Below are 14,078 nucleotides of genomic sequence, written 5' to 3' on the forward strand. Positions count from 1 at the left end.
TGATCTACTGCATATTTCGCGAAGAGAAATAAGCAAGTCTCGGTAAAGTGTTACCTTAATCATCCCGACTACTTTCATAACCCTATAGGATAAAGCTTGGATTCAATGGGAGTGAGAGAGCTATGCGGTTAGAACAGACTAAATGTGTAATTTTCGATTGTGACGGGACACTTATCGATAGCGAGAAGCTGTGTTGCCAAGCCTTGGTGAATGTATTTGCTGGCTTTGGGGCTGAGTTAAACGTGAACGACTGCTATGCACATTTTCAAGGCGGTAAGTTGGCTGACATCTTAATGGATACTCAAGAGCGTTTAGGCCTCTCTATTTCGATTGATACACTTGAGCCACTATATCGAACTGAACTCGAAGCCTTGTTCCAACGCCACCTGAAACCGATGGATGGTGCGATAGAGCTGATTGAGTTCCTCAAGGGTGAAGACATCGAGTTTTGTATTGCTTCTAATGCGCCTAAATCTCGAGTTGAATCCTCATTAGCAATGACTGGCATGCTCGACGATTTTAAAGGAAAAGTGTTTTCGGCGTTTGATGCAAACAGCTGGAAGCCAGAGCCAGACCTAATTATGTACACAGCAATGAACATGGGCTTTTTACCCAATGAGTGCATCTATGTTGATGATACTTTGAAGGGGATAGAGGCGGGCGTTCGAGCTGGCATACAATCGTTCAGATTGCGCCCAAGCATTGATGAATCACTTGTAGATCCAGAAGCCGACTCAGCAGAGCTAGCGGCTCAGGATATCTACAGTTTGGAAGAAATTTCTGTTTGGATTAATGGCAAGCACTGCTCAAGTGGTGGTATACCGAACTCTGCAGCTTTGGTGGGTTAGTGCCTAATTGAAGGCTGACTACTTTACTAAATTGTTTGGTGTGGAAACCGCATGATGCGCAAGTAAACTTCTCTCCACTTTCTGAAAGCAGATATTCGTCGTGTTGGCATAAAGGGCATGTGATGTCGTCGGTGTTTGGTGCTTTTGTTTTATTCATTATGTGTCCACCTGCAGCAAGAGGGTAAGCGAAAATAAGACCCGTTTAAGTAGATTACTCCTAAGCTCGATTATTAGACAGTTTTGACACTTCTTAATCTCTCCTTTGCGACTTGCTTCATGGTAATGATAATCTCATCGTTAGTGACCATGATTTGTGTAAGGTTATCAACACAGCCCAATAAAAAAAGGACTCATGCGAGTCCTTATTAGTTTGGTTTCTATTCACGTTAACTGTAAGCCACTTCAACCTTGGCTTTGAACGGCATCACTTGAGCTTAAGTTCGGTATCTAGACAAAGTTTGTGATAGCGACACTGACGCTTCTGTTAGCTTAGATACGCCATTTGACGAGTTTTGAGCGACTTCTTTAATCACATCAGATTGACTACGAATATCGTTCAGCTCTGCTGCAATAGTGTTTGCTACGTTACTTTGCTCATCGGCCGATGTGGCAATTTGAATACTCATATCCATTAGCGCTTGAGCTGAATCAGCAATAGAGTTTACGTCGTCACCGATATTTGAAATCAACTGGCTACTGGTTTGTGCTTGATCGACCGTTTGCTCGGTGATCTTCGCAATGTTTTGGCTCTCTTGTTGTAAGCGTTCAATCATTGCTTGGATTTCTACCGTCGCGGATTGAGTTCGGCTCGCAAGCGTTCGAACTTCATCAGCAACGACTGCGAAACCACGACCTTGCTCACCTGCACGAGCCGCTTCAATGGCTGCGTTCAGTGCAAGTAGGTTGGTTTGCTCTGAGATAGCGTTGATTGTGGTGATCACTTCGTTAATCTGGCTAGTGTTCACATTCAAGCTAGTCACTGAAGAGGAAGTTTGCTCAATCAAAGAAGACAAGGTAGTGATCTCTGAAATGGCTTGCTGAACCTTCGCGTGGCTGTCGTTGATCTGCTGTGCGTCTTGCTCTGTTTGCTCAGTTGAACGTGCAGAGATGTTAGACACTTCATTGGCAGATGCCGTCATCTGGTCCATAGCAGTGGCAACAGAGTCTAAAGAAGCGTTCTGGCTTATGATTTGTGTTTCGCTTCGCTTCATCTCTGTTTCGAAAGAGGCCGACGTTTCACTTAGCGTCGTGGCATTGTGGTTTACGTTGTTTACTAATTCACTCAGCGTGTCCATCGAACGGTCAAGTGCACAACCAATCGTACCAAATTCATCACGGCCAGGGTGGAAACCAAGGCGTGAAGTTAAGTCACCATCACCAATCTTTTGAGTCGTTGAGTAAAGTACCCAAAGAGCGCCACCTAGAAAGGTCGCTACCCAGTAACAGAAAAGACTAAAAGGCACACACCATAAAAGACTGAGTAACAAAGTGTACAGTGCTTGCTGCTTTTGGTTTTGTGTATCGTTGTTTGAGACGGTAAGAGAGTAGTAATTACCATCTTGTGCAATAGCCGTTGCGGTAACCGCGCCATTGTTCGAAATGATGGTCTCTTGAGGACGAGTTTGTTGGCTAACAGAACGAACAGAGGCAGGGGAATCTGACGCTGATAAAATGCCTTTGAGTTGATACTCAACTTGCTGTTTTGCACTTGCGTCAATTTGTTCCATTTTGTTGACGTAGTTAAGTCCAGCTAGGCTCGCCACAGCGGCGAAAAAGATCAAGAAAATGACCCAAAACTTATCGTTGATAGACATTTTAATAAACAGTTTGTCTATCGTTCGAAATTGTACTTCTTTCATAAAAACTCCACGGTAAATCCTTTACCGTGGACTCTAAATAACCGACCTCAATAAAAATGTGACTTCAATCGACTAATTGTGAAAATTAATGATAGTGACATATCAATTATGAGATCTATATCAAGTAAATTAGTTCTGTATAGGTTTATTAGCCTAAAGAAGGCAGTAACCCTACTGAAATAAGGATTTGAATCGCAATGATAAATACGCCAACACTACCCGCTAAAAATAGCGCTTTGCTCCCACCCAAGACTTGGTAAGTCGCTTCTGTACCGTGAGATTTTACTGAGAAATCTGTGTAGCGAACTTTGTAAACCATTACGGTAGGTAGAAGAATCGCTAGAACTGAAAGTGCAATCGCAGCATAGCCCAGCGCCATGATGAAACCTTGTGGGTAAAACAGGGCGAAGCCCAATGGCGGTAAGAAGGTGATAACAGCGGTTTTAACGCGCTTTGCACTGCCTAGTTTTTTGCTGAGCGAGTCACCCATAAATTCGAATAGACCTAAGCTCACGCCAATAAATGAGGTAAGAAGTGCAAGGTCAGCGAACACACCAACAATCACGCTTAGATTTGATTGATGAACGGTTTGCGAAAGCGAAACTAAAAGCGCGCCCAAGCTTGTGTCTGACAACAGTTGTTCTTGGCTTACTACGCCCAAAGTAACGCTCTGCCAGAATACGTAGATAACCAGAGGTAGCGCAGAACCAACAATCATTACTTTGCGTAGAGAGCGAACGTCGCCATCTAGGTATCGAACGATCGATGGGATGCTGCCGTGGAAACCGAAAGAAGTGAACACAACCGGGATAGCCGCAACAATCAGACCTTGTTGTAAAGGCATGCTCAGCAAGTACTGAGAAGTGATGTTAGGCGCTAGGAAGCTCAGCACCATAACCATTGCAACCAACTTTAAGCCAAATAAAACGCGGTTAACTTTATCGACACTGTGTGTACCAATCGTCACAACGCCTGCAACCAACAAGGTAAACAGAAGAGTCGTGACTTGGCCATTGAGTTCAATGCCCGCGATATCCGAAATACGTTGGTTAAACTGAGCGCCACCGCCCGCGATGTATGCAGCACATAAAGCGTAAAATAGAAACATCACTGCGAAGCTCGCAATCCATTTTCCTTTCGTCCCTAAAATTGTGTGAGCTAAAGTGTGTAGGGTGGCATCAGATTCTGCGAATTGGTGAAGCTCTACCATTAACAGAGCAGTGAACGCCATTAAAGCCCACAAACCAAGCATTAAGAAAAGTGAAGTTGAAAAGCCAATACCTGCAGAAGCAAGTGGAAGAGCGAGCATGCCAGCACCAATCGTTGTGCCTGCAATGATCAAAGTACTACCAAAAACCTTTGATTTATTCATTGTATATAATTCTTTACGTTAGGGTGTGTTTTCATTGTAATTCTTCTAGCTTAAGCGCATAAACCCAAAGAATATCTCGATTATGGAGTATTCTGATTGAGTTTAATTTCAAATGCAATGCCTGTTGTAATTAAAAATATCCACTGTAAATTAATATTTACAGTTATTTGTGTGTTAGGTGTTTGAAAGGTCGAAGCAAACGTTTGACCATGATCTGCTTCAAAATTTGTAGAGTAATTTGTTGTACTTGGTGTAAGGTGGCAGTACATATGTCGTTCGCGTATACCCCTTTAACGTAAACAAGCGTTAATGATCGCGAGTAGCTTCAAGCTATAAATATGGAATGGGTAGAGTAGAGTGCGTTCATCAAAGTGACATAATATAAGTCCAAGATGGTGCACTAGTTAACAGGACATCATGTCCACACCAAGGAATAGAGGGGGCACAATGAGTGACCAATCTTATAATGACGAAAGTCTTGAGTTGTTAGATGCTATGGAAATTGGCATTGATTTGTCTGACTATGAGCAGACAGTTAAACAATTAGCAGAAGAACTGTTCAAATCTTCTAACTAGGTTTTCCGTAGTTAAGATTTTAGAGTTCAATGTTCTCAAATTAGACAATTCTTAGACTGAGCAAATCTCATTCGCTCACACGTCATACCAAAACTATCCTCATTAAAGTTCGCGAAGATAAACGAGTACGTTTACCATGTTACTTAGTTCTCGATACTTTAATGAGGTTCAATGAACTTTCTCGCACACCTTCACATCGCTCAGCACTGTAACAGCAACTTAGCAGGTAACCTGTTAGGTGACTTCGTTAAAGGCGACCCAAATAAATTCTATTCAGACTCACTTTCTGATGGCATTAGACTTCATCGATTTGTCGATAGCTATACTGACCGACATGATGTGTCTCGTTCTGCAAAATCTCTCTTTTCAGACCAAACAAAACGCTTTGCGCCTATTGCACTCGATGTATTTTGGGATCATTGCTTGGCTAATCATTGGGCTCAGTTCTCGACACAATCACTTGAGCATTTTTGCTGTGACAGCCATCAGCAGATCTTTGAGCACCAAGAGCCACATTGGCCTGAGCACTTCATTACTGTTCACCAGAAAATGGCTGAGCAGAGGTGGTTAGAGAGCTATCAAGAGATGTCATCCATAGAAATGGTATTGCAACGAATGGCTTTGAGACGGCCAAAGCTAGGGATGCTTAAATCTTGTTATAACGACCTCGAACGTCACTATGATACGTTGCAGTGTCACTTTAATGAGCTGTATCCGAGTGTTTTAGAAGAAGCAAACCAATTTAATGCACTTCAATTGAAGAAAAATCAAAAGGAAAGGTAAACAGCGTAATGCAGGTTTGCTACAATCCGCGCCTATTTAATCTTTGAGCATCATACTATGTCTGAATCTACTAAATCTTTTAACCAACTAGGATTGTCTGAGCACCTTCTTGCTACGCTATCAGAGCTTAACTTTACGGCTCCAACCAGTGTTCAAGAACAAGCGATTCCATTGGTATTAGAAGGCAAAGACGTACTAGCTGGTGCTCAAACAGGTACGGGTAAAACGGCTGCGTTTGGTTTACCGATTATCCAAAGATTAATCGAAACGAAAGACAACGTGATTCCAAACCCTAAGTTAGTTCGTGCATTGGTATTAGTACCAACACGTGAACTGGCACAGCAGGTGTTTGACAACCTCACTAGCTACGCGAAGGGCACTGACATTAAAGTGGTTGTAGCGTACGGCGGCGTAAGCATGAAGGTTCAAACCGACAAATTACGTGGTGGCGCAGATATCTTAGTCGCGACACCTGGCCGCTTGATTGACCACATGTTCACTAAGAACATCATGTTAAGCCAAACAGAAGTGTTGGTATTGGACGAAGCTGACCGCATGCTGGACATGGGGTTCATGCCAGACATCAAACGCATTCTTTCGCGTATGAATGAAGTTCGCCAAACCTTGTTCTTCTCGGCAACGTTCGATACCAAAATCAAAGCGATTGCGTACCGCATGATGAAGTCGCCAAGTGAAATTCAAGTGACGCCGAAAAACAGCACAGCAGACACTGTGACTCAGATGGTTTATCCGGTTGATAAATCGCGTAAGAGTGAACTTCTGGCTTACTTGATCGGTTCAAAGAACTGGCAACAAGTGCTGGTATTCACTAAAACTAAGCAGGGTACCGATGCGCTAGTAAAAGAGCTTAAACTAGATGGCATTAAAGCGGCATCAATCAATGGCGATAAGAGCCAAGGTGCGCGCCAAAAAGCACTGGATGATTTCAAGTCAGGCAAGGTACGAGCGTTGATCGCAACTGATGTAGCAGCGCGTGGTATCGATATTCAGCAGTTGGAACAAGTTGTGAACTACGATATGCCATTTAAAGCGGAAGACTACGTTCACCGTATTGGTCGTACAGGTCGTGCCGGTAACAGCGGTTTGGCAATTTCATTGATGAGCCAAGACGAAGCTTACCTATTGGGTGACATTGAGCGACTACTGGATACGCGCCTGCCTCAAGAGTGGTTAGATGGCTTTGAACCAAGCCTTGAAAAAGATCTTGCACCTGATCGCAGTGGTCGTAGCAAGAGTCGCTCGTCAGAAAAACGTAAGATGAAAGCGAAGCTTAAGATCCACCAAAACCGTGGCAAAGCACGTCGTTAATCAGCCAGATTAAAGATCTACAATATATAAGATACTAAAAAGCGCCGTTACAGTTGATTCTGTAACGGCGCTTTTTTATATCAAGTAAATTAATTTACGGGCAGAGCAAACAAAAGCATCGGATTAATGATGTTCTTGATTGCACTTCCACACACAAGGTACTTCGTAAATCAGCTCTTCTAGTGCAGTTGGATTAAGTACCCACTCATCCTCGATTCGAAACTTACTAACCATTTGTGAGTTGAAGAGTTGCCAATGCTTGAGTAGGGATTCTTCAGGTGAAGTTTTCATGTCACCTTCGTTCCATGTGCTTTCCATGAACGGGGTTAAACAGACCGCAGCGTTAGCGTAAATGATCATTTGCCATTTAACTTCGTAAATATTGATCAGATTGTCTGGATTAACGTCGTTATATTGTTTTGCTAGTTCATTAATTTCTTTCTCAACATCACCAACGTTGTCGATAAAATAATCAACCAAGTTGTCTTCTTGTCGAACAGAATCTGAAATTAGCTGCATTGGTCTGCGTGAATGAATCATGTTGGTGAAAAGACGCATACTAAATAAATAGATAGAGATGTTCGGTGCAATACCTTTTGGCAACTCTTCAACAATCTTACCGATGTAAGACTGAAAATAGTCATGTAAACAATCACTTATTGCATGCCATATCTTTTCTTTACTACCAAAGTGGTGGCGGATTAGGCTATGGGATACCCCAGCTTTTTCACTGATGTTTCGCAGTGATACACGGTCATAGCCACAGTCACAAAACATATCCGCTGCAACCGCCATAATTTGAAATCGAGTTTCTTCAGCGTCTTTCGCGCTTCTTCTACCTTGTTTCTTTTCAGTCATCTTCATTTCACACATTTACCTGATTACCACATTCTACACTGTTTTTACTGAAATAAAAAATACTGCACAGGTGGAAAGTAAAGCTTGTGGAATCTAAAATTTTCAATATACTGCCCACCTGTGTAATAAATCATAATAATTAAATGGAGAAGCATCATGCAATCCAAGTTGTCTATTCAAGCCAAGCCGAGTAAGCAGATAGGCGTGGCGTTTGCCGCACTATTACTCGCAGGCTCTTTGACCGGATGTAATAAGGTTCAGTCAGAAGAAACCGTTCAAGTTGTTAAGCCAGTAAAGCTGTTTGAGATCCCTCAACAGACAGATATTGAGCTTGATAGTTTTATCGCAAAAGTGGATGCGACCGACCGTGCTGCGCTTTCTTTTAATGTGGGTGGAGATATTGAAACTTTCTCTGTTCGCATGGGACAAGAAGTGAAGAAAGGACAGGTACTCGCCGTGTTAGATGCGACGGATTACCGTATTGCCGTTGATGCAGCACAAGCAAAATTTGATTTGGCGAACAGCCAATACAAGCAAGCGTCTGAGTTGTACTCGAAGAAGCTTGTGAGCACGGATTACTACGACCAAGCCGTAAACACCTTTACTGCCGCTGAAGTTGAGTTGGACCAAGCAAAAACAAACCTTGGTTACACCACATTAGTTGCTCCATTCGATGGCGTGGTATCGATGGTGTTCGGTAAGCAATACCAATTAATCGCAGAAAAGCAGCCGGTACTTAACATTTTGAATCACAGTGAAATGGATGTGACTTTCTCTATTCCGGTATCAAAGCTTGAAGACCGTTCAATTCAAGATCTAACAAGCTCAAACATGTGGGTTGTGATGGATAGCCACCGCGGCATTCGTATTCCAACGCGTTTCAAAGAGATCTCAACGCAACCAGACGAAGACACCAACAGCTATCAAGCGGTTGTGTCTATCGAAAAGCCTGAAGACATCAATCTGCTTTCTGGCATGACAGCGCAAGTGGAAGTTCAGAAAAATAGATCGGATTACGGCATTGGTATTGTTGATTCTGCTTGGTTAAGCAAAGACGCAGACCACGGTGAACTGTGGCGCTACAACCCAAAATCGCAATTGATTTCTAAAGTACAAGTTACCCTTGATGAACAGGGCAAGGTGATTGATGGCCTTTCTTCTGGCGACCTAATCGTAGAAGCAGGTGTGGATGTGTTATCAGATGGACAGCAAGTAAAAGCTTGGTTACGTGAGGGCGGTATTTAATGAACCTTTCCAAATTATCAGTTGTGGTTGCATCTGCGTTATTACTTCAAGCTTGTAATAACGAAACAGACCACCGTGAACAACCTTCACTTTTGGTATCGACCTTTGAAGTTGGGGCACCACTTACTGATCAATTCAGAAGTTTTAACGGTCAGGTGATGCCTGCAGAACTGACACCGTTGGCATTCAAGCTTGCTGGTGAGATTCAACAAGTATTGGTTGAAGCGGGTGACAAAGTTGAAAAAGGTCAGCTACTGGCGACCCTAGACAACGCGACATACAAACAAGACTTAACGGATGCTCAATCTCAGTTTGAACTGGCGAGCAAGCAATTGTCTCGCGGTACTGAGATGTTTGGTAGCAAGATGTTGTCGCAATCGGAACACGACCAACTAACCGCTAACTACAAACTGGCATCGGCTAATTTGGCTGCGGCACAACGCAAACTGAGCTACACAGAGTTGCTAGCACCATTTTCAGGCACGGTTTCTACCGTTGATAAGCAGCGTTTTGAAAACACGACACCGGGTGAAACGCTTCTTAGTTTGTATCAGAACGATAAAGTTTACGTACGAATCCAAGTATCCGATTCGATCTTAGCGTCGATCAGCCCTGATATGCGCTCAAGTAGCTACCGTCCTGAAGCGACCTTTGGTGGTCACTCTGGAGAATATCCTCTGACGTATCTAGAGCACACCAGTGAATTGCATCCACAATCACGTACATACGAGTTTTGGATGCAGATGCAACAACCTGAAAGTGAAATTCTGCCGGGTACGAGCGTGACAGTAAATGTCGACATGGCGAAAGCGGGCCTGAGTGATGTTCAAGGCTACCAGTTACCGATGACGACGCTGCAAGCAGGCGCTGAAGCGAACCAATTTTATGTGTGGAAAATGGAAGACGGCCAAGCATTCAAAAGCGAAGTGGAAGTCGACAAGATCAGCGGCCAAGGCGCACTTATCGCTCATGGTGTTGAGCAAGGTGAACTACTCGTAAATTCGAATCTAAGAAAACTCCGTGACGGAATCCAATTGTCAGGAAAAGCAGAATGAACATCGCAGAATATTCAATAAAGAACAAAGTAATCAGCTGGCTGTTTCTAGTCATTTTGGCCATTGGCGGTGTGACGTCTTTTGGTAATCTATCCCGTTTAGAAGACCCAGCTTTTACCATTAAAGATGCAATGATTATTTCAACTTACCCTGGCGCTACATCTATGGAAGTTGAAGAAGAACTGACTTACCCGCTTGAAAAAGAGATAAGACAGCTCCCTTACATCGATAAGATCACATCGACCTCATCGAATGGTATGTCTCAAATTATGGTCAGCATGAAGATGGACTACGGTCCCGACGAGCTGCCACAAATCTGGGATGAAATGCGCCGTAAGATCAACGATCTACAGCCAACACTGCCAAGTGGTGTGAATTCTGTTCAGATCATTGATGACTTTGGTGACGTATTCGGTGTGATGATCATGTTGACCGGTGATGGCTACGACTACGTTGAGCTAAAACAGTACGCAGATTACCTAACGCGTGAAATCGAACTGGTCGACGGTGTCGGTAAAGTAAGCATTGCTGGTGACCAACAAGAACAACTGTTTGTTGAGATGTCATTGGAACGCTTAGCCGCATTGAACCTAGATATGTCGACGGTTACGTCACTGTTAGCACAACAAAACAGTGTGGTATCGGCAGGCGAGGTGATGCTGAATGGTCAAAGCCTAACGATCAAGCCAAACGGCACATTAAGTACGGTTGAAGAGCTAGAAAACCTGATCATTCATGGTCGCGATACAGGTAACCTCATTCGCTTGAAAGACGTCGCTGAAGTGACTCGCGGTATTCAAGAAAAGCCGGGCAATGTATTAACGTACAACGGTAAACCAGCAATCAACTTAGGTATTGCGTTCTCTTCAGGCGTAAACGTGGTTGAGATTGGTAAAGCACTGGATGCGGAGCTGGATCGCCTAGAAAGTATTAAACCAGCAGGTGTAGAGCTGAACTACTTCTACAACCAAGCGCAAGAAGTAGACAAATCAGTGGCTGACTTTTTAATCAGCCTCGTTGAAGCGGTAGCGATCGTTATCATTGTGTTGTTGTTCGCTATGGGTTTACGCAGTGGTTTGATAATCGGCTTGGTTCTTCTACTGACGGTATTCGGTACCTTCATCCTGATGGACTACAACGATGTCGAATTGCACCGTATCTCATTGGGTGCACTGATTATCGCGCTGGGTATGCTGGTGGATAATGCGATTGTTGTCGTTGAAGGTATTCTGGTTGGCTTGAAGAAAGGTAAGACCAAACTTCAAGCAGCAAAAGACATAGTGACACAAACACAATGGCCACTATTGGGTGCGACCATTATCGCTATCACAGCCTTTGCGCCGATCGGTTTGTCGAAAGACGCAACAGGCGAGTTCATGGGTTCACTGTTCTGGGTATTGTGTTTCTCATTGTTCTTAAGCTGGGTTACGGCATTAACACTGACGCCGTTCCTTGCAGAAATGATGCTGAAAGAAGAAGACAAGGTTGATGCGAATGAAGACCCATACAAAGGTATTCTGTTTGTTGTATTCGGCGCGTCTCTGAAATTCGCATTGCGCTTCAGATGGTTAACGGTAGTGAGCATGATTGCTTTGCTAGCGGCATCAATTGTTGGCTTTGGTATGGTGAAGCAGCAGTTCTTCCCGCCATCAAACACGCCAATGTTCTACGTCGACATGTGGATGCCAGAAGGTACCGATGTTCGTGAAACCATCAAGCAGACTGAAAAAGTTGAAAGCTACATTCGTCAACAAGACGATGTGGAGTTTGTTACGACAACGGTTGGGCAGGGTATGCAGCGTTTCGCTCTTACATACCAACCAGAGAAAAGCTACGAAGCGTACGCCCAGTTACAAGTAAGAACGACTGACCGCGACACTATGTTTAAGGCTCTAGCGGCGTTAGACAAAGACTTAGCGAACGAATTTGAACAACCGACGTTCCAGTTCAAGTTGATTGAGTTTGGCCCATCACCGGCTTCAAAAATTGAAGCGCGTATCATCGGTGCCGATCCACAAGTACTGCGTAACATTGCGGTTGAAGTCGAAGACATCTTGCTTGCTGATCCAGGCTCTCGAAATGTTCGTCACGACTGGCGTGAACGCACAAAAGAACTTGTGCCGCTGTTCAACGAATCTAAGGCTCGTCGTTTAGGCATTTCAAAAACTGATCTGTCTGAGACGTTACAGATGGCGTTTGGTGGTTACAACATCGGCCTACTGCGTGATGGTACTCATATGTTACCTATCGTAGCGCGTTTACCGGAAGAAGAGCGTTTTGATTTCGAATCGCTAAACAATGTGAAGATTTGGAGCCCATCGCTACAAACTTACATCCCAGTTGAGCAAGTGATCGATGGCGTAGAGCTTCAATGGTCTGAGCCACTGATTCAGCGTCGCGACAGAAAACGTACGCTAACGGTATTGGCTGACCACGATGTACTTGGTGATGAAACACCAGCGAGTCTGTTTGCTCGTGTGAAACCAAAGGTAGAAGCATTAGATTTACCAGAAGGTTACAGCATTAGCTGGGGCGGTGAGTACGAAAGCTCTAAAGATGCGCAAGAATCTTTGTTTGGTTCACTGCCAATGGGTTACTTGCTGATGTTTATCATCACGATGCTTCTGTTTAACTCGGTTCGTAAGCCGCTTGTGATTTGGTTTACGGTTCCACTCTCTATCATTGGTGTTTCAATTGGTCTGTTAGGTACCAATATGCCATTCAGCTTCACGGCGTTCCTAGGCTTGTTGAGTCTAAGCGGCATGATTTTGAAGAACGGTATTGTATTGCTTGACCAGATCAACAGTGAACTATCAACGGGTAAAGACCCATATTTGGCGGTTGTCGACAGTGCGATTAGTCGTGTACGACCGGTATCTATGGCAGCACTGACGACTATCTTGGGTATGATTCCTTTGGTATTCGATGCATTTTTCGGCTCGATGGCGATTACCATCATGGCAGGCTTAGGCTTTGCTACAGTACTAACGCTAATAGTAGTACCAGTGATGTTCGCTATTCTATATAGAATCAAACCGTCCACTGCGGGTTATTAGGGATTGATATAAAACAGATTCTTTTAAGCCAGCCCAGTCACTTTCGACTGGGCTTTTTTATGCTTGGGATTTGGCACTGCGTTGGTTTAAGAAAACATCCGTTCGCATAAAGCGATATGAAGACCGTTAGACGACCAAAGAAATTCGTTAACAGATCAATGTCTTAAATGACAGGTGTCAAAAAATCCGCTAACCAGTGTGGTCAGCGGCTTTAGGAAGAGTAGGGGCGGTTTTAGATTGCTAAACGGATATCCAACTCAATTGGCTTAGGCATGGCAAGGTGATAGCCTTGGTACATGTCGAAACCCAAGCTTTGCATTGCCGCGAGTTGATGCTCTGTTTCAATGCCTTCGATGACAGTCTTAGCGCCGATTTGCTTCGCTAGATCGAGAACTAATTCCATTTCTCGTGTGTCACCTTGCTCAAAATTTAACATCACTGAGCGATCGATCTTAATGATATGAGGATTAATGTGGCGAACGCGTTGTTCTGTTGATGCTTGCGTTCCGAAATCGTCGACCGCGATTTGAAAACCATTCTCCGCAAGAGAGAGGGCTGCATCTTTCAAGCGCTCTTCACTTTCTGCATTCAGCTCTACTAACTCCATCACAATCTGCTCACATGAAAGGTTCAACTCATGAAGACGTTTTGCCAGAAGGCTGTCACTGACTTTTTCTGCAGCAAATAACTCACCAACGTTTGGAAGAACGTTCAAGAATAGGTGCAAATGACGGATAGTTGACTGTGCGAAGTTACGAATGTGAATAGCGCGACTGAGTCTCTCTACATTGATCTTATCTGTGCATGAGGTGTTATCGGAATGGAAGAAGTGATCAGGACGAACAATATCCCCTTTGCTATTCGAAATACGCACCAAAGCCTCTACGCCTATCTGAGTCATTGAGTCGTCAAATATAGGTTGATAGACACTTCGCAGTGTTAGGTCTTGATATTTCGCAATAAACTGCATATCGGCATCCACAGATATACAGCTAATAAATTCACTTCTGTCTGATAAAATCATAGTCGCTAATAAAGGTGTTTATTCAATGACGAAAATATACGTCATGGCTGTCACAATATTGACAGGTGTTAGT

General features: G+C 43.8%; 11 protein-coding genes. 7 read left to right on the plus strand and 4 right to left on the minus strand.

Annotation, left to right across the window (positions count from 1 at the left end; genetic code table 11):
• Nucleotides 1-122: 122 nt before the first annotated feature.
• The gene (locus tag FLM53_RS19760) at nucleotides 123-848 is read left to right on the plus strand and encodes an HAD-IA family hydrolase (RefSeq protein ID WP_176679729.1); all 726 of its coding nucleotides are present in this window, start codon (nucleotides 123-125) and stop codon (nucleotides 846-848) included.
• A 434-nt stretch (nucleotides 849-1,282) separates the two neighbouring features.
• Here FLM53_RS19760 and FLM53_RS19765 read toward each other — a convergent pair whose 3' ends face one another.
• Both FLM53_RS19765 and FLM53_RS19770 read right to left on the minus strand, forming a co-directional pair.
• Complete coding sequence (locus FLM53_RS19765) at nucleotides 1,283-2,707, minus strand: methyl-accepting chemotaxis protein (protein ID WP_176679728.1); 1,425 nt, start codon at nucleotides 2,705-2,707, stop codon at nucleotides 1,283-1,285.
• 148 nt (nucleotides 2,708-2,855) lie between these two features.
• Nucleotides 2,856-4,079 carry an aromatic amino acid transport family protein gene (locus tag FLM53_RS19770; RefSeq protein ID WP_176679727.1) on the minus strand — a complete coding sequence of 408 codons (1,224 nt, stop codon included), beginning with the start codon at nucleotides 4,077-4,079 and terminating at the stop codon, nucleotides 2,856-2,858.
• Between the two features lie 447 nt (nucleotides 4,080-4,526).
• Here FLM53_RS19770 and FLM53_RS24075 point away from each other — a divergent pair, with 447 nt between their 5' ends.
• The 3 genes from FLM53_RS24075 (at nucleotide 4,527) to FLM53_RS19780 (ending at nucleotide 6,767) form a co-directional block, all read left to right on the plus strand.
• Nucleotides 4,527-4,655, plus strand: coding sequence for a hypothetical protein (locus FLM53_RS24075; protein WP_017059831.1), 129 nt, complete (start codon nucleotides 4,527-4,529; stop codon nucleotides 4,653-4,655).
• A 171-nt stretch (nucleotides 4,656-4,826) separates the two neighbouring features.
• On the plus strand, nucleotides 4,827-5,438 hold the full coding sequence (locus FLM53_RS19775) for an ACP phosphodiesterase (RefSeq protein WP_176679726.1): 612 nt from the start codon (nucleotides 4,827-4,829) through the stop codon (nucleotides 5,436-5,438).
• A 57-nt stretch (nucleotides 5,439-5,495) separates the two neighbouring features.
• Complete coding sequence (locus FLM53_RS19780; protein WP_176679725.1) at nucleotides 5,496-6,767, plus strand: DEAD/DEAH box helicase; 1,272 nt, start codon at nucleotides 5,496-5,498, stop codon at nucleotides 6,765-6,767.
• A 123-nt stretch (nucleotides 6,768-6,890) separates the two neighbouring features.
• Here FLM53_RS19780 and FLM53_RS19785 read toward each other — a convergent pair whose 3' ends face one another.
• On the minus strand, nucleotides 6,891-7,631 hold the full coding sequence (locus FLM53_RS19785) for a TetR/AcrR family transcriptional regulator (protein WP_017631434.1): 741 nt from the start codon (nucleotides 7,629-7,631) through the stop codon (nucleotides 6,891-6,893).
• Nucleotides 7,632-7,781: 150 nt separating this feature from the next.
• On the opposite strand from FLM53_RS19785, the gene FLM53_RS19790 reads away from it, so the two are divergent.
• From FLM53_RS19790 to FLM53_RS19800, 3 genes are read left to right on the plus strand one after another with little or no spacing between them, the layout of a single operon-like run.
• Nucleotides 7,782-8,870, plus strand: coding sequence for an efflux RND transporter periplasmic adaptor subunit (locus tag FLM53_RS19790; RefSeq protein WP_176679724.1), 1,089 nt, complete (start codon nucleotides 7,782-7,784; stop codon nucleotides 8,868-8,870).
• Entirely contained in the window at nucleotides 8,870-9,925 is a 1,056-nt protein-coding gene (locus FLM53_RS19795; RefSeq protein ID WP_176679723.1) for an efflux RND transporter periplasmic adaptor subunit, read from the plus strand. Before FLM53_RS19790 ends, FLM53_RS19795 begins: the two co-directional genes overlap by 1 nt.
• Nucleotides 9,922-12,981, plus strand: a complete 3,060-nt coding sequence (locus tag FLM53_RS19800) for an efflux RND transporter permease subunit (RefSeq protein ID WP_176679722.1) — start codon at nucleotides 9,922-9,924, stop codon at nucleotides 12,979-12,981. Before FLM53_RS19795 ends, FLM53_RS19800 begins: the two co-directional genes overlap by 4 nt.
• A gap of 232 nt (nucleotides 12,982-13,213) precedes the next feature.
• On the opposite strand, the gene FLM53_RS19805 is transcribed toward FLM53_RS19800, so the two are convergent.
• Nucleotides 13,214-13,951, minus strand: a complete 738-nt coding sequence (locus tag FLM53_RS19805) for an EAL domain-containing protein (RefSeq protein WP_176679721.1) — start codon at nucleotides 13,949-13,951, stop codon at nucleotides 13,214-13,216.
• Between the last annotated feature and the right edge of the window lie 127 nt (nucleotides 13,952-14,078).

Source organism: Vibrio sp. Scap24 (assembly GCF_013394185.1).
In the GTDB taxonomy this organism is placed as follows: Bacteria; Pseudomonadota; Gammaproteobacteria; order Enterobacterales; family Vibrionaceae; genus Vibrio; species Vibrio pomeroyi.